We start from the raw sequence: 21,223 nt of genomic DNA on the forward strand, positions 1-21,223 counted from the left end.
CTTCCCCCGCTTCTGGGCCGGGCCGGCACCCCCCGCGGGGGCGGCGCCCCGGCGCCCCCCGCCCCAGTCCTCACTCGCCGATGGCCGCCCTATAGCCCGCGGCGTCGAGAAGCCTGTCGAGCTCTTGCACGTTCGACGGGTTCAGCTTGAAGATCCACGAGCCGTACGGGTCTGCGTTCACCAGTTCGGGGCTGCGGGCAAGGTCCTCGTTCACGGCGAGAACCTCTCCAGCGACGGGGGCGTAGATGTCACTGGCAGCCTTGACGGACTCCACGACCCCAGCTGCGTCGCCAGCCGCGAAGACCGCCCCTACTTCGGTCAGCTCGACGAAGACCAGGTTACTAAGCGCCTCCTGCGCGTGGTCGCTGATGCCGACGGTCACAGTGGCGTCACTCTCAAGGCGTGCCCATTCGTGGCTCTCAGTGAAGCGCAGATCGGCAGGGATATCGGACACGAGCGTTCTCCAATCAAGGCGATGGCCACACGGTCGCTGCCATCTTGCAGGACAGAGAACAAGCCGTTGATCGCTTTCGGACGAAGTCGCGGGTCCAAGTCAAGCGGTTGCAGCAACTGGCGGTGTGACCTGGTAGCGCCGTCGGTCGCGGATCAGGGCCCAGATGACGTTGACGCGTCGGCGGGCGAGGGCGAGAACGGCCTGGACGTGCTTCTTGCCCTCGGCGCGTTTGCGGTCGCAGAACTTCCGCGAGTTCGGGTCGTAGCGGACGCTGACGAGCGCGGAGGTGTAGAAAACCCGCTGGAGTCTGCGGTGATAGACGAGCGGACGGTGGAGGTTGCCGCTGACCTTGCCCGAATCGCGCGGTCGGGGGGCGACGCCTGTGAAGGCCGCCAAGGCGTCCGGGGAGTCGAACTCGTCCAGGCTGCCGCCGACGGCGGCGAGGAATTCGGCTCCGAAAGTCGTGCCGATGCCCGGGACGCTCAGGACGATGTCGGCGAGCTCGTGCTCGCGAAACCGGGCCTCAATGAGCTTGTCCAGCTCGGCGATGTGCTCGTTGAGGGCCATCACCTCCTCGGCCAGAGTGTGGACCAACTTGGCGATGGTCTTCTCTCCGGGGACGGCGGTGTGCTGGCGTTCGGCGGCCTCGACGGCCGCTTCGGCCAGGGATCTGGCGTTGCGGACCTTGCGGTTGGCCAGCCACTTCGTCAGCCGAGTGGCCCCGGCGCGGCGGATCGCGGCCGGAGTCTGGTAGCCCGTCAGCAGCCTGAGCGGGCCGGTGTTGGTCATGTCCAGGGCTCTCTCCAGGGCCGGGAACATGGACAGCAGTGTGCCGCGCAGGCGGTTGACCACGCGGGTGCGGTCCTCGACCAGGTCAGCCCGACGCCCGGTCAGCAGCTTCAGCTCGACGGCGGCTTCGTCGCCGGGGCGGATGGGCCGCAGGTCCCGGCGCATCCTCGCCTGGTCGGCGATCACGTAGGCATCACGGGCGTCAGTCTTGCCCTCGCCGCGGTAGCCGTCGGAGGCCCGGTTGACCAGCCGGCCGGGCATGTAGAGGACCTCCTGGCCGTGACTGACCAGCAGAGCCAGCAGCAGCGCGGGCTCGCCGCCGGTCATGTCGATCGCCCAGGTGACATCACGGCCGTCGGCCAGATCCAGGACATCCCCGATCAGTTTCAGCAGCGCGGGCTCGTCGTTGGCGACCCGTCGCGACAGCAGCGTCATGCCGTCCGCGTCCAGCGCGAGGCCGTGATGGTGCCCTTTGCCGCTGTTGATCCCCGCCCATATCCGGCTCATCGTGCTCCTGACGTGCGTGTTCGTTCTGTACGTGCCACAGACGACCTCGCCAGCATTGCTCTACACAGCGACTTGTTCGCCCTTCCTAATCGGCGGCCGAGTCGTCGTGGGGCGCTGGGCGACGAAGCCAGGGAAACCACGAGACGGCATCCGCCTGATAGCCACACCCAGCACCCCTGGGCGACCCAACCCTACGAATGGCTCGATCAACCCGATCAAGAAGGTAGAGCCGCCTGATGCCCCCTCCCTCCACCGACGACGAGCACGACGACCTTCCGCCGCCCCAACCCGTGCACTACGCCGAACAATCCCTGCTCGGCGCACTCCTGTTGGACCCCCACCGCCTCGACGAGATCGGCCCACTGGAGCCGAGCCACTTCTCCAACCACACCCACGGCGAACTGTTCCGCGCCATGCGCTCGGCACCGGCCCCCGACACCGAGCAGCACCACACGAGCCCGGCCTGGCCGAACACCGTCCTGGACGCAGCCCGCCCCCATGCCCCCGGGCTGACCGCCTCCTACCTGCACACCCTCATCCAGGTCTGCCCCTGGCCGAGCCACGCGGCCACATACGCCCGGATCATCCGCGCCGACCACGCCCGCCGCAGCCTGCGCCTGCACGCCGAGCGCCTGGCCCAAACCGCGATCGACACCACCCTGCCCCACCGCGCGAAGGCCACCCTCCAGCAGGCCGACACCCTCGCCCGGTTCCTGGACGACCTCTCCGGCCGCTTCACCCCGCACCCCGGCTCCCTACCGCGCACCCCGCTGCCGCCGGCACCCGCCAGGGACACCGGCGAGGAAGCCCTCGACGAAGAACGCCTCCTGACCGCCACCGCGACCGCCTACCCCGCCGAGACCAGCCAGATGCGCTGGCTCATGCCCGAGGACTTCGCGCTCCCCCTGCACGCGGCACTGTGGCAGTGCCTCACCGCGCTCACGCACCGCGGCGAGGCCGTCGACCCGATCACGGTGCTCTGGGAAGCCCAGCACCGCGGCCTGCTCGCACACGACATCGCCCCCGCCGACCTGCTGACGTGCTCTCCACGCCGGTCGGCTCACCCGAACACTGGGGCGAGAAGGTCCTTGAGCGTGCCCTGCTCAGCCGCGCACAGACCACTGCCGTCAACATCACCGCCCTCACCCATGACCCGGCGAACAGCCCCCATCAGCTGATCACCGGCAGTCGGCGGGCGCTGGCCGAGCTGACCGCCGTGCGCTCCCGCTGGCACCAGGCCACCGGCCCGGCTACGCCGCGCACCGCCCGCCCGGCCCGCGCCCCGGCTGCCCCTCGGGCCGGGCCGCCTCCGCGGGCCGCCCCGCTACCCGTCCGAGCCACCCGCTAGAACCCCCGGTCCGGGCCGACCTCCGCATCGGTCCGGACCGGCGAAATGAGCCCTCTATGCCCGACGCCGCACCCGACGCTCACGTTCACCTCGCCCTGCACCCGCAGCACCCCAGCGCCGTGGTCGCGACCCTCACCGGCACCAAGCTGCACACCGCCCGCGCTACCCTCACCTCGGAAGGCTTCCGGCCGGTCAGCGACGACACGATGCTCCTCGTCCGTATCGACCACGAGGAGCCCTACTACGCCAACATCACCGCCAACCTCCTGCGTAACGCCGGCATCCCCGTGGACATCACCGACCAGCTGCAGGAAGAGATCGACACCGAGTGGACCTGGGCCAACCACCCGATGACCTGGCTGGACAGCGACGAGATCCGGCTCGTGTCTGCCGAAGCCCAGAAGATCCACGATGACATCGCCTCCGGGTTCCCAGCACGCCCACAACGGCCACACCACCGTCGCCGTGGGTACCTACCAGCACGCCAACAGCGTCCATCTCCACGGTGAGAACCACCTGCGCGTCGTCAGCGGTTCCTACGACACCCCAGGCGAGGCCATCGCCGACTTCGAGCGCCTGTACGGCGATGCGGTCCGCACCGGCCCCGCACCGACCACCGACACCGAACAGCAGGCCGCCCAGGCCCTCGCCGCCCTGTCGGCCGCAAACGCCGCCCGCATCGCTGACGCCCCCATGGAACTCCAGGCAACGACAGAACGGGTGCCGGTGTACGCGGCCGACCCAGGTGACCATGAGGCACTGCTGGGCAAGTTCCTAAAGGAACAGGGCGAGTGGGAGAAGTACCGGACCTGGGAGGACTCCACGACCGTCGCCAATCACGAGTCCCTGACCCTGCGCGCAATCTTCGACCACGATGCCGAAGGCCGCGAGACGAAGTGGACCTTCGCGGCCTACGAGACACCGGTCAGCGACCGGCTTTGGCACGGCACGGCCACCGCCTCCACGCCCACCGCGATCGTGAGCGCTCTGCTCGACCCAGTAGCCACCGAGAACGCCTGGAACAGCGGCCTGTCCCCCACCGCTCCCGAGACCGCCATCACCGAGGCGACCCGTCCGCTCACCGACGCAAAATGGACACACACCATCGACGGGCGCTACATCACCTGGGAGGCCCCAGGCCCCCAGGAAGCCGGCATACAGTTCGACGCCTTCGCCGCCCAGAAGGACAACGGTCTTCTTCCCACCTGGACCATCTGGGGCGGCCACGCCATCCACCAACCGGCCTGGGCACTCCAGCTGTCGGCGAACACCCCGGTGCCCCTGGTGCAGTACATCGCCTTCGAAATGGCCGAGGGCCAAGGCACCCGCCTCGTACAGGCCGCGGCTGACGGCCCGGCGCTCCGCACCGCTCAAGCCCCCGCATCGATGGCAGCATCGCTGCCGGCCGCGTACCGTCCCGGGCGCAGTCGATGAGCCCTTGCCCTGCGAGGGATCATCACCTCTCTGCGTGCGGGCACCTCTCAGGGCCTGCTGAACACTTACATGGCCAGACGGGCCATCTACCATGCGCACTCACAGCGCGGCGGCTCCGAACGGTTCTGCCCGGCCAGGCGTGGGCGCGATGACCAAGGCACGCAGCGGTCAGATGCCGGGCCCGGAGTCGGCACCGTCATCCGGCGAGTCGCCCTCCTCTCCGAAGGGAGGTACCTACATCGGGTGCAACTCCGTTCGGGTAGCTGGTAACCGGTACGTATTCGAACCCTGCGGAATGCCCCGGCCTTCATCGTCCTTCAGCTCAGCTCCCCGTCGCCGACCCCTGCTCCTCGAGCTTCTCCTTGTACGGACGCTTCTGTGCACCGGGTAGCCACTGGTCAGAGACCAAAGATCAATGAGCCGATCCGTTGCCCGACTGGACTTGGACAGAAAGCCGACGAGCCCCCGCCTGTGGGAAGGAGGGGCTCGTCGGCTCTCGCTATATCAGCTGCTACTGCCCCGAGTTGGTCTCGCCCTGGCCGAAGGCGTCCGGGTTGGCGTCGGCCTGATCGCCTTTGCCTTCGTTCTCCAGGTCACGGTCGTCGGTCGCCTTACCGAACGCTCCTTTGGCCTGCTCGGCAAGCTTGTCGACCTTGTCCTTCGCTTCATCCTCAACACCCATGGCTGGCTCTCTTTTCGTAACTGACGCAGAGCGCGGACGCGCCCTGCCACCTCACCTTCACTGGGCAGTGGCGCTGAGGCTGAGTGGACTAGCCCAGGTGGGGGATCGATGGAGAAGAAACCCCAGTTCAAGTGCCGAATGCGGTCTGTACGGAGCGACGCCCGTCCACGCGGACCATGCGTCGGTGACTCGATCTCAGCGGCGTTCCACTGCCACGGATACTGGCCCGAGAACTGCGCCAGCCGCTGTACCAGCCCCAACCGACGGCTCATGGTGTCGCTCTTCAGGAACCGAACCCGCTGCTGTCGAGCCCAGCCCTCCAGCATCGCCCCGAACACCCGCGGCTCAGGGTCGCGCGGCAATACGTTCTCGCCAGCACCAGATGCGCGGCGCCCGGTGGCGATTCGCTGTGATCTGTACTGGGTGGTTACGTTGCTGTCATGTCACGAACGCTGACCCCGGACCAGGTCATGCGCGCGGTCGCCGCGCTGGAAGCGGCGTGGGCCAATGACGACGACGCGCTGAGCGCCCTGGCCCGCGGCGGGCATGACGAGCAGCCGCTGGCCATGCTGATCGCCGAGTTCGGCGCCAGCAGACTGCAGACCATGGTGCTGATCGTCACCGACATCCCCAACCCGGACGGGCCGACCGGCAAGGGGCGTTGGCGGAGCTGCGGGAGGGCCTCATCTCGCACTTGACCACGGTGGCACTGAGCATGATGTCCGGCTGGGCCTGCTGCGCTGGTGACGACGTCCAGGCGACCGGCGGCCTCGCCCGCCGCGTCCTGCAAGCGCTGCTGGCCTTCACCACGGTCGGTGACGACCCTCAGGAGGTGCGGGCACTCCTCGCCGACCTGCGGGCATACGCCCGGGCTCATTCGTGAGCCTGTTTCTCTTTTCTGCGCTCCTGCGACCCGCTCCGTGTGATGCCGTTTACCGCGACGGCGGCGGGCTCGATGACAGCGTTCGGCTGCAGCATTGAAGGCCACGGCGCCGTCACCCAGCGGCCGACGGTCTGGGTTTTGCTGCCGCCGGGCCTGCACCGTAAGCATCGGCTCGACCCGGCCCACAAGTCGCCCGACACCAATCACCGCGGCCTCGCTCCATGCCCGCTTCAACGAGCAGACCTCCTGCTGTCGGCGTGTAATGGAGCTCGGGGAACCGAACTCATCGTGTGCGAGGTGTCGTATGTCCGAAAAGACCGTCACCTTCCCTCAGGACCGGACCTGCCCCTACCACCCGCCAGCGGCCTACGAGCCTCTGCGGACGGGGCCGCCGCTCTCCCGGGTCACCCTCTTCGACGGCCGGTCCGTGTGGGTGGTCTCCGGGCACGCTGAGGCGCGCACCCTGCTCTCCGACGGCCGGCTCTCCGCCGACCGCCACAACCTTTCCTTCCCTGCCCCCAGCAGGCGCTTGCAAGACGCGCGGGGCTACGCCGCCCTGTTCGGCGTCGACGACCCCATCCACCACACGCAGCGACGGATGTTGATCCCGAGCTTCGCGCTGAAGCGCACCGCAGCCCTGCGCCCCTGGATCCAAGAAACCGCGGGCCAGCTGATCGAAGAGATGATCGCGACCGGCCCCCGCGCGGAACTGGTCGGCGACTTCGCTCTGCCGCTGGCATCGAGGGTGACCTGCGAGGTGCTCGGCGTCCCGTACGCGGACCACGCGTTCTTCGTGGCCCAGTCCCGGCGGCTCCACAACGGCCCCGAAGCGACCGACGTGGACGACGCCCGCGCGCAGCTCAACGACTATCTCCACGAGCTCATCGGACACAAACGCCAAAAGCCGGGCAGCGGACTGCTGGACGAACTGATCGTCCAGCGCCTGGACACCGGCGAGATCGACGTCCAGCAGCTCGCCGACCTGACCTCTGCTCTGCTCGTCGCGGGGCACGAGACCACAGCCCACATGATCTCGCTCGGTGCGTTCACACTCCTCAACCACCCCGAGCAGCTGGCCGAACTGCGCAACGACCCGTCCCTGATGCCGGAGGCGGTGGAGGAGCTGATGCGGTTCCTGTCCGTCGCGGACGGCATGTACCGCGTGGCCACCAAGGACATTGAGATCGGCGGGGTGAGCGTCCGCTCCGGCGACGGAGTGATCTTCTCCACCTCTGTGATCAACCGTGACGAGGCCGTCTTCGACGAGCCCGACACCCTGGACTGGCACCGGCCCTCCCAGCACCACCTGGGATTCGGCTTCGGTGTCCACCAGTGCCTGGGCCAGAACCTGGCCCGTGCCGAGATGGAGATCGCACTTGGCACCCTCTTCGAGCGGCTGCCCGGGCTACGGCTGGCAGCCGAACCCGGCCGTATCCCGGTCAAGCCCGGGGACGACACCATCCAGGGCATGGTCGAACTCCCCGTGGCGTGGTGAGCGGCCGGCTGGTCTGCGAACCTGCGCGCACTCCAGGGAGCAGATAGGCCAAGTGCGCTGCGGCCGCTGCCGTGTGCCGCGGCGCCGGGCTCGAGTCCAGCCGCCTGTGGCACGGCACGACGAACTCGCCGTCGAGAACAACGTCCTTGTCCAGTTTTCCCGGATCATCTCGTGGCGGTCTCCGAGCAGGCCCACGACGCCGACTATGGGGTGTGCGCCCGTATTCCCATCCCGGTTCTGGCCGCCGGCGGTATCCGGCATTTGGAAGATCTGAGGGACGTTACCGCCCATGCGCCTCATGGCGTCGCGGGCGCCGTCATCGGCCGGGCTCTTTACACAGGCGCCCTGTCCTTTCCCAAGGCGCGCCTTCTGTGCACCCGAAGGCGGTTGGTGTGGCGGCTGGGCGCGCGGTCTGTTCGGTCCCCGCGCGGCCCGATCCACGCCCGCGCTATGCCTGCCATCTGAGGGTTCTTGACTGTGGGGCGGGGGCCCTTGAGCCGTAGTGGGGAGGGCTGCTTGTAGGCGTCGGGCATAGGCCCGGCAACGTCGGAAGGGAAGTAGTCATGAGTGGAGGAGCGGGAGGCGTTGGCGCCGGAAGCCCTGGGGACCCGGTGGGAAATGGTGATCCAGACTCCGGCGGCCCTGGCGAACCAGATTGTGCGAGCTGGCGAGGGGGCCAAGATCACACCCGACATGGTGAAGTCTGCCCAGAACATCCTGAATGCAAATGACGCTCAGGAGGCCGGGGATTAGTAGCTGAATCTGGTCGCGTGAATCCATCGGGGCCTGGTCGGCGTTCGTTCCAGGCCCCGTGGACGCGGCCGCTTGGGAGGTCGACTTGGCCGAGGTCATTCCGGACGGGACGCCGTCTCGCGACTGAGGGTGAGCTCGATGATGACGAAGAGGACATGGCGCACTGTGATCTCGAACCGCAGATATGAACTCGATCGTTCCAATATCCGTGACGCCGATGCGCTCCTGTCGCTCGTGGAGAACTCCTTCAAGGAACCCGCGTTGCGCTGGTTCATCAGCGCGGCCGATCGTGCCCGCATCGTCGTGGAGAGTACCGAGTACGAAGGGCCCCTGCCCGGACCACCTACACCGCCTGTCCTCTCCCGATCTGGGCTCGATACCGTCGTCAGCCTCATTCCCACCGGGATCGGATGCTCAGTCGGGGGCTACGCCGGGGATGCGGCCCCGGTCACCGCGCTCCTGGCCCGGGCCTGCGACCTGGTGGTCACGAACCCGAACGCACTCAACGCCTCCAACTTCATCAACACCAGCAAGCGGATCCTGTACACCGAGGGATCGTGCATCGACTCCTTCGCCCGCGGGGCCATCAGTCTGCATCGGTCCCAGAGCAACCGGATCGGACTGATCATCGAAACCGCCGCGCCGGGAGCCGTGGAGCACGTCTGGAATGTGACGAACGCGGTGCGTGCAGTGCACGGTATCGACATCGTCGAGTGCGTAGTCACTGAGCGGCCCATCGGTACACGCTGTGTCCGCAACGAGTCCGGCGCCTATGCGGGACAGATCGATGCCCCCGAGGTGCTGCTGGATGCCGCTCGGGCACTGATCGACCGGGGCGCCAACGCCATCGCCGTCACCACAAATGTGCAGGACCTCACCAGCCAGGACTACTCCGCGCACTTCAGTGGCAGCCATGCCAACCCGGTCGGCGGAGCCGAGGCCATCCTCTCCCACTTGATCGTCCGCACTCTGGGGGTCCCTGCCGCCCACGCTCCGATGATGAACTTTAAAGACCTGCAACTCGACCACCCTCTCGTCGATGCCCGCTCCGCAGGAGAGATGGCGTCTACCAGCGGGCTCGCCTGCGTCCTCATCGGCCTGGCCAACGCCCCTCAGACCTCGCCCGCCTCCCGCGGCTCCCGGCTGACCGACGAGGTGAACTTCCACGACGTGGTCGCAGTGGTTGCCCCAGCCGACGCGCTCGGCGGCATCCCAGTACTCGAGGCGCTTCGTCAGCGGATCCCTGTGATCGCTGTACGCGGAAACAGCACGATCCTCGACGTAACCGCCGGTGCCCTTGGTCTGCCAGGCGTGACCGAAGTCGCTAACTATGCCGAGGCAGCAGGGCTGATTCTCGCCCTGCGCAGCGGCATCAATCCGGAGACCATCGCTCGGCCGCTGCGGACACTGGGGCCAACCGCCCCCAACCGCGCAGAGCCTGTCTCGGAGTCTTTGATCCGGAGGTTCCGAGGCGGGCTCTGAAATGCAGCAATGCATGTCATCACGTGGGCCGCCGCGATGGACGGGAGTGTAAATCTAACGGCGGATCCGACGATCATGGGAGAGACGTCAAGTGACTGAAACCGCCGTGGAGTTGGAGACCGTGGAACGTGTCGGGAGTGCCCTGTCCGGGCAGCTTGTGCCCGTGTCGGATGAGCAACTGATCGCGATGCTGGTGGAACGGGCCCGGTCGGAGGGGCTGCAGCTGACCGGGCAGGGTGGGCTGTTGCAGCAGCTGACCAAGCGGGTCCTGGAATCTGCTCTGGAACGTGAGATCACCGATCACCTTGGCTATGAACGCCACGATGCTGTCGGCCGGGGCAGCGGCAACTCCCGCAACGGGAGCCGGGCCAAGACCGTGCTGACCGACGTCGGGCCGGTGGAAGTGAAGGTGCCCCGCGACACTGCCGGCAGCTTCGAGCCGCAGATCGTCAAGAAGCGACAGCGACGCCTGACCGGCATCGACGAGATGGTGCTCTCCTTGTCCGCGAAGGGCCTCACGCACGGAGAGATATCGGCTCATCTCGCCGAGGTGTACGGCGCCGAGGTGTCCAAGCAGACCGTCTCCACCATCACCGACCAAGTGATGGAGGGCATGGTCGAATGGCAGATCCGTCCGCTCGACCGCGTCTACCCGGTCCTGTTCGTGGACGCCATCAACGTCAAGATCAGAGATGGGAAGGTCGCGAACCGTCCCATCTACGTGGTGATGGCGGTGACGGTGGACGGCACCCGCGACATCCTCGGCATCTGGGCCGGCGACGGCGGCGAGGGCGCCAAGTACCGGCTGCACGTGTTCACCGAGCTGAAGAACCGCGGCCTGGACGACGTGCTCATGCTGGTCTGCGACGGGCTCAAAGGGCTCCCCGAGGCCGTGGAAACCGTCTGGCCTCGCACAATCGTCCAGACGTGCGTTGTTCACCTGCTGCGGAACTCGTTCCGATACGCCGCCCGCCAGGACTGGGACAAGGTCGCAGGGGCCCTCAAGCCCGTCTACACCGCACCCAGCGAGGACGCCGCGACGGAGCGGTTCCTGGAGTTCCAGGAATCCTGGGGCCGGAAGTACCCGGCGATCGTGAAGCTGTGGTCGGACGCCTGGGCCGAGTTCGTGCCCTTCCTCGCCTTCGACGTCGAGATCCGCAGGGTCATCTGCAGCACGAACGCGATCGAGAGCGTCAACGCCCGCATCCGCAGGTCCGTCCGCGCCCGCGGGCACTTCCCCAACGAGGCCGCCGCCCTCAAGTGCATCTACATGGCCCTGATGAGCCTGGACCCGACCGGCAAAGGCCGCAAAAGGTGGACCATGCGCTGGAAAGCACCTCTCAACGCGTTCCAGATCGCCTTCGAGGGTCGCTTGACCCCGAGCAACAACTGACCACTCAACAACCAAGATCAGCCGTTAAATTGACACACCTACCTCTACGCCGAAGGAGATCCCGTAAACCGCATCGATCCCGATGGACTGGCCAGCTGGAGCATCGGAGGAGAGGTGTGTGCGTTTGGGGCGTGCCTCGGAGGCGGGGTCAGCGTCAATGATGACGGTGCGATCCATCCCAGCGTTACCGCAGGGGCGGGCACCCCGGGAGTAAGCGGGGGGTACGAAACGAGCGCCAGTGACGCCTCGGCAGGTTGGTCCGGCGAGGCGGAGTGCTCCGCCGGCAACTACCGTGCGTCGGTGAGCACTCAAGGTGAGACCGCGGCCGGTGTCAGCACTTCGTATAGCGCCAAGCCGGGATGCTCGGCGAAGATAAGGAAGACCTGGTAGTGGAGAGGAACTCCAGATGCATGCAGTAGGACTTGCGGCTCCCGGAGGGGGGCCCGACGGCCCACCGTGGCTTGGAATCGCCTTCGGCGTGCTGGTAGTTGTCGGAATTGTGTTCTTTGCGGTCAGCCGCATGCGAGGTCGAGGCAAGTGAGAGACGGGTGACGCCGTTCGCTGGCGTCACCCGGGGACCACAGGCTCTCTTCCCGAGGGGGTCTGAACCCTGCGGCGGTCCTATTCCTGCTGTCGCTCTGCATGTGTCCGGAGGCATCCGGCCGCCATCGTTCCCGCTCCGGAGCCGGAGCTCGCCGACGCCAGTGAGGAACTTTCCTCGAGGAGGTCACCCGGCAGCGGTTCCTGGCTGAGTGCGGCTGGAGTCGCTGACCGACCGGGACGGGGCGCCACTGCGGTCGGTGAGTGCTGCCGGACTTCACCAGCGGTCACACGCCGCAGGTCGCGGGCCGCCACTACGCGGACATCCCCGCGCACGACGAGACCACGACGCCGCCGTTGAGGCCGGGCTCACCCAGGCCCTCGCCATTGCTTTGCCCGCCCCCGTGGTTCTGGACGATGAGGGCAACCGCCTGGACGACGGCGAAGGGGAACTCGCGCCCGGAGCGGTCACCGATGCGTTGTCCGGAGCGACGGACGTGTGGGTGTCGTCGTGCACCGACTTTTCCGCCTCCCCCTGGGCGAACAAGCCGGGTGCCCCGTGTCCGGTGCCGCCGTGGGTGTGTCTGGAATGCACGAACGCGGTGTTCACCAGCCGCCACCTGCCCGCCGTCCCCTCCATCCTCGACACGATCGAGCGGCAACGCGAGGAGTTCACCACCGCCGAGTGGACCATCCGCTTCGGGCTTGCCCACGAGAGGATCACCACCGGCGTGCTCAACCGGTTCACCGCCCGCCAGATTGCCACCGCCAAGGCGATCGCCGAGGCAGACGGCGCACGTCTGGCCCTGCCGACGGCCTTTCTGGAGACGATTCGATGACCGCCGCCCCAGCAGGTAAGAAGAAGCCCGCCGCCCGTCGCCACCCTCGCGACACCGATTTCGTCCTGCCGCGGCCCTGACCCAGGGAAACCGCAGTCGCGGCCCGAGACTCGGCGAGGACGAGGACGTCTGGGACCTACCGGACTTCATCCCACGCACCAGCCGGCAAAGGTTCGTCAACCTCACCGGTGCCACCGGTGACCTCGAGCGCCGCACTATGAAGGAGTACCTGTACGCACGTCTGCGCGTTCCGGTCGGCCGACTGGCCAAGCCCATCAAGGTGACCTGGCTCGCGGAGGACGGACGCAACTTCCTGCGGACCATGATGACGCTCGCCGCGATCGGCGCGCCCCGACTGCAGGATCTGCGCAAGGAACACCTCGACTCCTTCCTCACCCACGCGCGTCCCTTCGGGCCGAACACCGTCGAAAACCAGATCACCACGCTCAAGACCATCGCCGTGCTCGGCGACCACTTCAGCGGCGACCGACTCACGTTCGTACCCTGGCCCTACCGCTCGGCCCGACAGATCTCAGGGCTGCAGCAGGGGGAGGAGAACGCCACCGCACGCATTCCCGAGGAAATCATGCGTCCCTTTCTGACCGGAGTGGTCTTCTACGTGGAGACCGCCGCTCAGGACGTGATCACAGCCCGCGAGGAACTGGCCCGAATCGACGCGACCGCAGCTCCCAGGAGCGGCCCGGGTGGGGCCCGCCGGAAGTTCGAGCAGTTCATTGCCGAGCGCAGAACCCAGGGCCGGGGCATCCCCGCCCTGCCGCTCGAACGCCACGCTCGCAGGCCGGACGCTCCCGTCGTCGACGGTGTCGTGCAGGCGCCGAACCTGACGATGGTCGAACTGCTCACCCAGGTCCGCAGCGCCTACCACCTGCTCCCTCTGCTCGAGGACACGGGAAGGGAGCTCGGCTACGAGGAGGGGGGCCTGCCCTTCTCCCGGGCCGACTGGCCGGCGACGGGCCGCCCATGGCGGCCCGAGTTCAGCCGGAGCACGCCGGAGGCGGAGACCTCGTACATGCGCACTGCCTGCTGGGCGGCGATCGCCTATCTCTCCGGGATGCGGGACGCCGAGGTACGAGATCTCCGGCGTGACTGCGCGCGGGTAGGAACCGCTGCGGACGGCCGCCTGCGGTACAAAATCCACGGGCGGGTCTACAAGGACCGCAAGGTCACCGGCGAGGAAGCCGACTGGGTGGTGCTCAATCTTGTGCACCGGGCCGTAGAAGTTCTGCTGAAACTCAACGACGACCCCACACACCTCTTCGGCTACACCGCTTCCCACGGCACGCTGGGACTGATCAGACAGATACCTCAGCGGCTGAACGACTTCCGTCGGCGCCCCGCTGGCCGGGAGCTCACACAGCCACTGGTTCACCACCGCCGCCGGACGCGACGCAGCCGGGCCGTCCTCGTAGCGAAGGTCGTCGTCGATGAGCACGGGCATCCCCTCGGGGATCAACGGCCGATGCTCGACGTCCCAGGACTGCCAGCCCCGGGACGAGAAGAAGTTCAGGATCACGAGCACTGACGGTAGAAACACCACACGCCTCTGCACGGAACGGCCGTCGCAGCGTCCACCACAGCGGGACATCCGGGCCGGTGGGCACCAGCCCGTGCATCTGCTGCTGGTAGAGCCACAGCCAGACGAACGCGTCCGGTGACGCCGGCAGCTGCTGCATCGCGCGCGTTCCTTTGCGGACCACCGTGACGAGTTGCCGCCCCGGCTCCGTGCCCGAGGATACGACGCCGAGCAGTTCCGAGGCTCTGGCGCCGGTCGAGGTCCAGAAGGCGACCAGGGCCCGGTCCCGGTCCGAGGACAGCCTCGCGAACAACTCGTTGAAGACCTCGTCGGGGATCTGCCGGGGGAACCGCTGGGGCTGCCGTGGCCGGAACACCGCCGCCACGGCAGCCGCTGCAGACCGCGGCGGGGCCGAGGAAGCGGCTGGAACTTCTCACTCTCCTTCGCCCACGGGTCGTTCTTCCGGGCCTTGTACTCGGCGCGGGAGCCAAGGGGAATCCAGCCCACGTGCGGCGGCCGATCATGATGGCGGGCCCGCACAGGCCGAACGGGCGCTCGTCATGCCCGAGGTAGGAGCCCAGCCAAGGTGAGGCCAAGAGTCACGACGGGGGTCCTCTGAAGGCGTGGTCCTCAGATGTCGGTGCCTTTGAGTTGGCGCGGGACACGGGAGCTCCGGAGCTACCATCGCGCAGCCCGATGACCAGCGGGTCCACCGCAGGAACCGGGGACGGGCCGACGGTCGGCCCCCCGGCCTGCGACAAGACGCGATACCGTCGCCGTAATGCAGCCGAGCGGTGCGTGAACAGGTGGCAGCAGTTCCGCGCCGTGGCCACCGGTTACGACCAGCGCGACTACGTCTACGTCTGCAACGGCACCCTGCCCGTTACCGCGATCGTCATCTGGCTCCGTGACACCGTCTGAGAGCCATCAGAAGCGGCCTAGGGAGGGCCCGCTGACATGGTGAACCAGGTGGTCTTGCCGTCCTCGGTGGGGCGGGTGCCCCACGAGTCGGCGAGTGCGTCGACGAGCGTCAGGCCGCGCCCGGACTCGTCGGCGGTTGTGGCCGTCCGCTGGTGCGGCAGATGCGTGCTGTGGTCGGTCGCCTCGACGGTGATCTCGCGGGCGTTGTGGCACAGGCGCAGTCCGATGGGCCCCTTGGCATGGCAGACGATGTTGGTGAGGAGCTCGGAGGCCAGCAGCCGTGCGTCGTCGGCCAGGTGCGGGCAGCCGCAGGAGGCGAGGAACTCCGTGACGAAGGCGCGTCCCTCGGCTACCGCTGCGGGGACGGCCTGCAGCTCCCGGCAGGCCGTGGCGAGCGGGGCCGACGGCAGGCGTGCCAGGAGCAGGGTGATGTCGTCGTACGGTCCGCCGTTGCCCGGCAGCAGCTCGGCCAGCACATGGTCCGCCGCCTGCTCCAGGTCGCAACCGGTCGTGAACGCGGCGTCCAGCGTCGCGGCGAGGGCGTCGACCTGGTCGTCGATGTCGCAGCCCGGTGTTTCGATCAGGCCGTCGGTGTAGAGCGCGAGGGTGGCGCCGGGCGGGAGAGAGACGGTGACCTCCTGATGGGGGATGTCGCCCACGCCGAGGGGGACGCTCACCGGTACCGGGAGGACGCGTACACCGACGTCCGGGATGGCGAGGAGCAGGGGCAGGTGCCCTGCGGAGCAGATCGTGGCCTCGCCCGCGTCCGCATCGATCTCCAGATAGCAGCAGGTGATGAACTGATCGGGCAGGTCGGCCACGACCGCCTCCAGTGTGTGCATCAGTCGCCGCGGTGGCAGCCCGCTCTTGGCCAGCGCGTGCGCGGCCGAGCGCAGTCGACCCATGACGACGGCCGCGTCCAGGCCGCGCCCCATGACATCGCCGATCAGCGCGCCGACCCGGCCGGCACCCAGCGGAACCATGTCGAACCAGTCGCCGCCGACCCCCGGCCCCTGGGTGGCGGGCAGATAGCGGTAGGCGGTGGGCACACCAGGGACCGCGGGTGGGATGCCCATGAGGCTGCGCTGCAAGGTCAGAGCGATGTGCCGCTGTTGCTCGTACAGCGTGGTGAGTTCGGCCTCCGCCCGCTTCTGCGTGCTCACGTCCCGCACGATCGCGCAGGCACCGATGACCTGGCCGTCGGGGTTCCGGTTCGGCCACAAGGTGACGTCCACATCGATGCGTACCCCGGTGCTGGTGACCCGGATGGTTTCGAAGTGCTCGATCTTCTCGCCGCGGCTGAGCCGGTCCAGCAGTTCGTCGATCTCGCCCTTGCGCTCCGGCGGCGCGAGCATAGACACGTGGGAGCCGATCGCCTGCTGCGGGGTGTAGCCGTACAGCCGCTGGGCTGCCGCGTTCCAGTAGGTGATCCGGCCGTCCAGGGTCTTGGTCAGGATCGCGTCGTGCGAGGACTCCACCAGGGTCGCCAGGTCGTTGACTTGCGCCGCTGACGCCTCGCGATCGGTGCCGTCCCAGACGGCGGCGGCCACCGAGGGGCAGTCCGACCGTCCGGCGTGGGCGGCGCCGGGTTCGACGGGTTGGCACAGCACCAAGGCCAGGTCGTCGGTGAGCCGTCCGGCGTGCCGGAACAGTCGGGTGTACAGGGAGCGGAGCGCCTCCTCCATAGGGAACTCGGTCAGGGCGGCGGTCGCCTCGTCCAGCAAGGGAAACGGTGTGCCCTGGGCGTTGCGGGCCGCGGCCAGGCCGTCGGTGTAGAACAGCAGCCGGTCGCCGGGACGCAAGGGGAAGCGGTCCTGGCGCGGCTGAGAAGGTCCCAGGCCCAACGGGAGTGTCGCCTCGGTGGGTTCCAGAAGTTCGACGCGCCGCCGCGAGCAACGCAGGGGTGCGTGGTGGCCGCGGTTGACGACGCGTACCTCACCGGGAGCAAATTCGGCGAGAAGCGTCGTAACGGAGATTCCGGCCGTGAGCTTCGGGGTGAGACGGGTTTCCAGGGCGGAGGCCAGCCGCGGCAGTTCTTCCGTGGAGCAGGCCAGTTCGCGGAAGCCGGCGACGGCCGCCGCGGCCAGCCGCACCGCGTCTACCGCGGACCCGCGGACGTCACCGACCAGGACCCGCAGGCCGAACGGGGTCCGCGCCACGTCGTACAGGTTCCCCCCGGCCCGCGCCTCGTCCGTGGCGCAGTGGTAGCGGATGCACACGTGCGCACTGTCCGGGGTTCCGGAGGCGGGGAGGGGAATCGCCGCCAGGACGTCCTTGGGATTCCCGGAGACCGGGGCCGACGAGCACAGTGCCGTCTCCAGCTCGGCACGTTTTTGCGCCCCATACGCGGTCAGTCCGCAACCGAGCATCAATCCACACCACCGCACGCCGAACGCGGGCGTCAGCAGGGCATCGTCCAGCAGCCCCGCCACCACCCCCACCAGCGAGGCCCAGCAGCCCACCAGCACGGTACGTGGGACGTCGAGACGGGTGCAGGCCAGCAGCGGGCCGATGACCAGGAGCGCGACGAGCTGCGGACCGGGCCCGGCAAGCACATCCAGCGCGGCGATGACCATGCAGACACCCAGCGACACGGGCAGGAGAGGGGGCGGAGCAGACCGCCTCGCCGCATGGACGGTGGTCATATCGTGCTTCCTTTCGGGCCCGCCGCCCAGTGTCGCTCAGCTCGTCCCACCGGACTCGATCTCGCATACCGGAGCACTCCGGCCCGAACAAGCTACGATCCTCCGTTCCCTCGGGGCTCGCTTTGATCGCAACTCGACGCAATGTGCCCGGAAGCGCCCAGGTAGGAACGCGGTCGGGCCGTTGCCCGGAGATCCCGGACGCTACCCGCCCGTCTGGTCGCCACCGCCACGACGCGCTGGTCGGCCGCTCGGGGCGAGGAGGTCCGTCAGCAGATCGTCACAACGATCGTCGGAGTCCCGGATGGGCGCACCGGAAATGCCGACACGGTGGACTGACGGCCGAACCGGTTCTCACTGCTTAGAAGCTCTAAGAAAACCCGTGGCTCGTGTCAGACGAACTGTGTGCGCTGATCGAGCCGTTGCTGTCGAAGCCAGGTAACGAAGCTGGTCGAGGGCGGATCGCGGGTGCCGAACCGGCAGGCCCTGTGCGGGATCCTGTTCGTTCTGCACACCGGCATCCAGTGGGAGTACCTGTCGCAGGGGCTCGGCTTCGGCTCAGGCATTGCCTGCTGGCGGCGCCTCGCGGCCTGGAACGAGGCCGGCGTCTGGGACCAGCACCAGCTCCACCAGCTACTGCTGAACGAGCTGCGAGGGCATCCCGCTCGCGGTGTCGCTGACCGGCGGAAACCGCAACGACGTCACCCAACTCGAGCCGCTGCTCGACAACGAGGCGAGCCACACGGCTGTGGCCTGGGCATCTTCCGCTATGTCGTCGAGCGCACCATTGCCTGGCTGCACGGCTTGTGCCGCCTGCGCATCCGCTGGGAACGGCGCGACGACATCCACGAAGCCTTCCTCGGCCTCGCCGCCTACCTGATCACCCACCGACACATCCAACGCCTTTGTCAGAGCCTTTTAGGGACTGCCAGGCGCTGGACAAGTACGGGGAGGGCGGGACGCGCGGACCGGACACCAGCTCCAAGAGTCGACCCGTGCGGTGCCAGCCGCCGATCAGGTCGCTGGCAGTATGGAACATCCGACGATGAGCCAGGAGACCATATCGTCGTGCACTCCCGGTGAGCGGCGCGTACGGCACCTGGGGCAGCTTGTCGGCCACGGAGCGCCAGATCCTGGATCGCCGCGTCGGCGGGCCGCTCGGCGTCGATGCGGGTCGGATCAGTGTGCCGCACCCGAACTCCGTCCTGACCGCCGTGGCTGGAACCGACACCATCGCCGAGGTCAACCGTCATCGGTGCTGCCGGGCGGGCCGGTGTAGAGCAGCCGGTTGGGGGAGTGCTGCCCGGCGTTCTTGACGCGGTTCTTGGTGGCGTTGTCGATGAGGGCCTCGTCGAGTGCGACGGGCGTCGCCTGGGGGTGGTCGGCGAGGTGGAGCGCCGCGGCGCCGGTCGCCCCGGCCGTGGCCGCTGAGGTACCGGTGAGCCTGGCATAGGCGCTGCCGGCGCGGCCGTCGGCGGTGGTGATGCCGTCGCCGGGGGCGAACAGGTGCACGCATTGGCCGTAGTTGGACCAGGCGGGCCGCTTGTCGTCACGGTCGGTGGCGGCGACAGTCATGGCGGTGGTCTGCCGAGCGGGAGTCGTCTCGCAGGACTCGACGCCGTTGCCCGAGGCGTCGCCGTTGCCTGCCGCGGCGGTGTACGCGATGCCCTTGCCGGTCATCTGGTAGAGCTGGAGGTCGAGTACCGATCCCGGTTCGCCGGAGAAGCCCATGTTGACGATGGAGGGCCTTTCGGCGTGAGCGGTGATCCAGTCGACCGCCGACATGATGTGCTCCAGAGTGCCTGTGCCGTCGCAGCCGAAGGCACGTACGGATCGTACGGTGGCTCCCTTGGCCACACCGCTCCACAGCCCGGCGGCGATGGCGGCAGAGGCGGTGCCGTGGCCGTGACAGTCCGTGCCGCCGCCGGGACGCTGTTTTATGGCGTCGTAGGCGCCATACGCCCGGCTCCGCCGGAATTCCTGGTGGTCCGTCCGGACGCCGGTGTCGACGATGTAAGCGTCCACCCCAGTTCCCATCCCGGAGAAGGCGTAAACACCGTCCAGCGGCAGGTCGCGCTGGTCGATGCGGTCCAGGCCCCAGGGCGGCTTCACCTGGACGCCACGACGGGCGGCGGGGGTCGTGTGGGCGGGCCGCTGAGGCCGGGACACCTGTCCGGCGACCCGGTAGACGCGGTCACTGGTGATCGAATCGACGCGGGTGTCCGCGTAGTACCCGTCCACCTGCTGCTCGGTCAGGGAGACAGAGAAGGCTTGGGAGGCGGCGTAGTAGACCCTGCGCAACTGGCCGCCGTGAGCGGCGATCAGCTCTTTCGCCCGTTCCGTCACGGCCCTTGAGGTCGCTGCGGTGTCGTTCACCTCGATGATGTGGACCCGGCTGGAGACCGGCGAGTTGGAGAGCAGGACCGCCGGGGCAGCCGAGGACGGCGGGGCGGTGAGGGGAGAGGGAAGGACCACACCGACCGCGACGACTGCCGCGGTGGCGGCCCCCAATAGGGACCTTCGCATGGGAGATGAGCCTTTCGTCATCCAACACGTGTTCGGGCATTGGGCGTTGGCCCGGTGCCCGGGGTGTGCCGCCGCCGCCGTGACGGCGGCGGCACTGCGGTCCTAGAGCCTGTTCAGCCAGTTGCGCAGCGAGGCCGGGCCGTCGAAGCCCACGAGCCGGCTGCCGGCTTCCCGGCCCTTCTGAATGTTGAGCAGCGCGGGGATACCCCGCACCCGGTACTTCCGGTACAGGTCACGGTTTTCGTCGACGTCGACCCGCGCCCACACCCATGCACCGTTGTCCTGGGTGTTGTACTGCTGGAGGTAGGGCTCCTGCTTCTTGCACCAGGAGCACCATTCGGCGGTGAAATCGAGTACGACCGGCTTGGTGTGCGACCACTGCATGACCTGGGCGTAGTTGGCCGCGGTAACGTCCACGACATTGGGTATGTCGGCGGTCGCGGTGGCGGAGGTGGTGGCCCTCATGGGCGCCGCCGGGTCGGCAGCGGCCGCGGTGGCGGTACCGCCCATGAGCATCACGACGGCCGCGACTGCGACAGTCAGCTTGCGATACATGGTCCGATTCCTTTCGTGGGGATGTGACGGAACGACGTACGCGTGCGGAGGTACGTGTGGGGGGGTGTCCAGCCCCGGTTCAGCCCTCGGTGGTCTGCGTCGGCAGGCCGTGGGCGGCCCAGTCCTCGATCCCCTCGCGGTACTTGCGTACGTCCGTGTAACCGAGCGCCACCAGGTGCGCGCCGACGAGTTCACTGTTGCGGCACGGCCCGTTCGCGCAGTACACGACTATGGGAGCGGTGCGGTCCGGCAGTACCTCGGGTGCGAGACGGTCGGTCACGCGCGCCGCGTCCTCGTAGGGAAACCCGGGTATGTTCACCGCACCGGGGAGATGCTCACGTTCGTAATAGGCCGTCGGCATCGTGTCGACCACGACGACCTTCCCGGCGTCCATCTCGGCCTTCAGCTGGTCTCGCGGAATCAGGGGCAGCACTATGACCTCCGGT

Annotated in this window: 20 protein-coding genes and 1 pseudogene; 14 read left to right on the top strand and 7 right to left on the bottom strand. The window is 68.1% G+C overall.

The window, feature by feature from the left end; all coding sequences use genetic code 11:
* Nucleotides 1–70: 70 nt before the first annotated feature.
* Nucleotides 71–454: a glycine cleavage system protein GcvH gene (gene gcvH, locus ACWDVB_RS35870; RefSeq protein ID WP_451517007.1), complete on the bottom strand. Its 384-nt coding sequence runs from the start codon at nt 452–454 to the stop codon at nt 71–73.
* Between the two features lie 99 nt (nt 455–553).
* Nucleotides 554–1,750 (bottom strand): IS110 family transposase, encoded by a 1,197-nt coding sequence (locus ACWDVB_RS35875; RefSeq protein ID WP_451517006.1) that lies wholly within the window; start codon nt 1,748–1,750, stop codon nt 554–556.
* A gap of 236 nt (nt 1,751–1,986) precedes the next feature.
* Between ACWDVB_RS35875 and ACWDVB_RS35880 the strand changes: the two genes are divergently transcribed.
* The 3 genes from ACWDVB_RS35880 to ACWDVB_RS35890 all read left to right on the top strand — a co-directional run bounded on the left by ACWDVB_RS35880 (nt 1,987) and on the right by ACWDVB_RS35890 (nt 4,532).
* Complete coding sequence (locus ACWDVB_RS35880; protein ID WP_451517005.1) at nt 1,987–2,928, top strand: DnaB-like helicase N-terminal domain-containing protein; 942 nt, start codon at nt 1,987–1,989, stop codon at nt 2,926–2,928.
* Between the two features lie 226 nt (nt 2,929–3,154).
* On the top strand, nt 3,155–3,607 hold the full coding sequence (locus tag ACWDVB_RS35885; protein ID WP_451517004.1) for a hypothetical protein: 453 nt from the start codon (nt 3,155–3,157) through the stop codon (nt 3,605–3,607).
* Nucleotides 3,564–4,532 carry a DUF317 domain-containing protein gene (locus ACWDVB_RS35890; RefSeq protein WP_451517003.1) on the top strand — a complete coding sequence of 323 codons (969 nt, stop codon included), beginning with the start codon at nt 3,564–3,566 and terminating at the stop codon, nt 4,530–4,532. Before ACWDVB_RS35885 ends, ACWDVB_RS35890 begins: the two co-directional genes overlap by 44 nt.
* Nucleotides 4,533–5,043: 511 nt before the next feature.
* Here ACWDVB_RS35890 and ACWDVB_RS35895 read toward each other — a convergent pair.
* Nucleotides 5,044–5,214, bottom strand: a complete 171-nt coding sequence (locus ACWDVB_RS35895; protein WP_451517002.1) for a hypothetical protein — start codon at nt 5,212–5,214, stop codon at nt 5,044–5,046.
* Between the two features lie 440 nt (nt 5,215–5,654).
* Here ACWDVB_RS35895 and ACWDVB_RS35900 point away from each other — a divergent pair, with 440 nt between their 5' ends.
* The 10 genes from ACWDVB_RS35900 (at nt 5,655) to ACWDVB_RS35945 (ending at nt 15,054) form a co-directional block, all read left to right on the top strand.
* On the top strand, nt 5,655–5,912 hold the full coding sequence (locus ACWDVB_RS35900; RefSeq protein WP_451517001.1) for a hypothetical protein: 258 nt from the start codon (nt 5,655–5,657) through the stop codon (nt 5,910–5,912).
* A complete protein-coding gene (locus ACWDVB_RS35905) occupies nt 5,909–6,097 on the top strand; it encodes a hypothetical protein (RefSeq protein ID WP_451517000.1) in 189 nt (62 codons plus the stop codon). Before ACWDVB_RS35900 ends, ACWDVB_RS35905 begins: the two co-directional genes overlap by 4 nt.
* 304 nt (nt 6,098–6,401) lie before the next feature.
* Nucleotides 6,402–7,592, top strand: a complete 1,191-nt coding sequence (locus tag ACWDVB_RS35910; protein WP_451516999.1) for a cytochrome P450 — start codon at nt 6,402–6,404, stop codon at nt 7,590–7,592.
* Between the two features lie 210 nt (nt 7,593–7,802).
* Complete coding sequence (locus ACWDVB_RS35915) at nt 7,803–8,057, top strand: HisA/HisF-related TIM barrel protein (protein WP_451612026.1); 255 nt, start codon at nt 7,803–7,805, stop codon at nt 8,055–8,057.
* Between the two features lie 102 nt (nt 8,058–8,159).
* Nucleotides 8,160–8,345, top strand: a complete 186-nt coding sequence (locus ACWDVB_RS35920) for a hypothetical protein (protein WP_451516997.1) — start codon at nt 8,160–8,162, stop codon at nt 8,343–8,345.
* Nucleotides 8,346–8,510: 165 nt separating this feature from the next.
* On the top strand, nt 8,511–9,827 hold the full coding sequence (locus ACWDVB_RS35925) for a DUF3326 domain-containing protein (RefSeq protein WP_451516996.1): 1,317 nt from the start codon (nt 8,511–8,513) through the stop codon (nt 9,825–9,827).
* Between the two features lie 187 nt (nt 9,828–10,014).
* Nucleotides 10,015–11,220 (top strand): IS256 family transposase, encoded by a 1,206-nt coding sequence (locus ACWDVB_RS35930; RefSeq protein WP_451517013.1) that lies wholly within the window; start codon nt 10,015–10,017, stop codon nt 11,218–11,220.
* A 932-nt stretch (nt 11,221–12,152) separates the two neighbouring features.
* The gene (locus ACWDVB_RS35935) at nt 12,153–12,599 is read left to right on the top strand and encodes a hypothetical protein (RefSeq protein WP_451516995.1); all 447 of its coding nucleotides are present in this window, start codon (nt 12,153–12,155) and stop codon (nt 12,597–12,599) included.
* A gap of 217 nt (nt 12,600–12,816) precedes the next feature.
* Nucleotides 12,817–14,142, top strand: a complete 1,326-nt coding sequence (locus ACWDVB_RS35940) for a hypothetical protein (protein WP_451516994.1) — start codon at nt 12,817–12,819, stop codon at nt 14,140–14,142.
* Between the two features lie 789 nt (nt 14,143–14,931).
* Entirely contained in the window at nt 14,932–15,054 is a 123-nt protein-coding gene (locus ACWDVB_RS35945) for a hypothetical protein (protein ID WP_451516993.1), read from the top strand.
* Between the two features lie 17 nt (nt 15,055–15,071).
* Here ACWDVB_RS35945 and ACWDVB_RS35950 read toward each other — a convergent pair whose 3' ends face one another.
* Nucleotides 15,072–17,699, bottom strand: a complete 2,628-nt coding sequence (locus tag ACWDVB_RS35950) for an ATP-binding SpoIIE family protein phosphatase (RefSeq protein ID WP_451516992.1) — start codon at nt 17,697–17,699, stop codon at nt 15,072–15,074.
* A 386-nt stretch (nt 17,700–18,085) separates the two neighbouring features.
* Between ACWDVB_RS35950 and ACWDVB_RS35955 the strand changes: the two are divergent.
* Nucleotides 18,086–18,578 (top strand): annotated as a pseudogene (locus tag ACWDVB_RS35955) (transposase); the annotation flags it as partial.
* A gap of 360 nt (nt 18,579–18,938) precedes the next feature.
* Here the strand turns inward: ACWDVB_RS35955 and ACWDVB_RS35960 are convergent.
* The 3 genes from ACWDVB_RS35960 to ACWDVB_RS35970 all read right to left on the bottom strand — a co-directional run bounded on the left by ACWDVB_RS35960 (nt 18,939) and on the right by ACWDVB_RS35970 (nt 21,210).
* A complete protein-coding gene (locus ACWDVB_RS35960) occupies nt 18,939–20,222 on the bottom strand; it encodes a S8 family peptidase (RefSeq protein WP_451516991.1) in 1,284 nt (427 codons plus the stop codon).
* A gap of 102 nt (nt 20,223–20,324) precedes the next feature.
* Nucleotides 20,325–20,777 carry a thioredoxin family protein gene (locus ACWDVB_RS35965; protein WP_451516990.1) on the bottom strand — a complete coding sequence of 151 codons (453 nt, stop codon included), beginning with the start codon at nt 20,775–20,777 and terminating at the stop codon, nt 20,325–20,327.
* Nucleotides 20,778–20,856: 79 nt separating this feature from the next.
* Nucleotides 20,857–21,210: a rhodanese-like domain-containing protein gene (locus ACWDVB_RS35970; protein WP_451516989.1), complete on the bottom strand. Its 354-nt coding sequence runs from the start codon at nt 21,208–21,210 to the stop codon at nt 20,857–20,859.
* Nucleotides 21,211–21,223 lie beyond the last annotated feature (13 nt).

This window comes from Streptomyces sp. NPDC003379, assembly GCF_053589195.1.

What these genes read in the sequence shown, in the direction of transcription:
- ACWDVB_RS35910 (WP_451516999.1), top strand. Translation starts at nt 6,402, where the DNA reads ATGTCCGAAAAGACCGTCACCTTCCCTCAGGACCGGACCTGCCCCTAC.
- ACWDVB_RS35965 (WP_451516990.1), bottom strand. Translation starts at nt 20,777, where the DNA reads ATGTATCGCAAGCTGACTGTCGCAGTCGCGGCCGTCGTGATGCTCATG.
- ACWDVB_RS35960 (WP_451516991.1), bottom strand. Translation starts at nt 20,222, where the DNA reads ATGCGAAGGTCCCTATTGGGGGCCGCCACCGCGGCAGTCGTCGCGGTC.
- ACWDVB_RS35940 (WP_451516994.1), top strand. Translation starts at nt 12,817, where the DNA reads ATGAAGGAGTACCTGTACGCACGTCTGCGCGTTCCGGTCGGCCGACTG.
- ACWDVB_RS35930 (WP_451517013.1), top strand. Translation starts at nt 10,015, where the DNA reads ATGCTGGTGGAACGGGCCCGGTCGGAGGGGCTGCAGCTGACCGGGCAG.
- ACWDVB_RS35900 (WP_451517001.1), top strand. Translation starts at nt 5,655, where the DNA reads ATGTCACGAACGCTGACCCCGGACCAGGTCATGCGCGCGGTCGCCGCG.
- ACWDVB_RS35895 (WP_451517002.1), bottom strand. Translation starts at nt 5,214, where the DNA reads ATGGGTGTTGAGGATGAAGCGAAGGACAAGGTCGACAAGCTTGCCGAG.
- ACWDVB_RS35950 (WP_451516992.1), bottom strand. Translation starts at nt 17,699, where the DNA reads ATGACCACCGTCCATGCGGCGAGGCGGTCTGCTCCGCCCCCTCTCCTG.
- ACWDVB_RS35885 (WP_451517004.1), top strand. Translation starts at nt 3,155, where the DNA reads ATGCCCGACGCCGCACCCGACGCTCACGTTCACCTCGCCCTGCACCCG.
- ACWDVB_RS35875 (WP_451517006.1), bottom strand. Translation starts at nt 1,750, where the DNA reads ATGAGCCGGATATGGGCGGGGATCAACAGCGGCAAAGGGCACCATCAC.
- ACWDVB_RS35880 (WP_451517005.1), top strand. Translation starts at nt 1,987, where the DNA reads ATGCCCCCTCCCTCCACCGACGACGAGCACGACGACCTTCCGCCGCCC.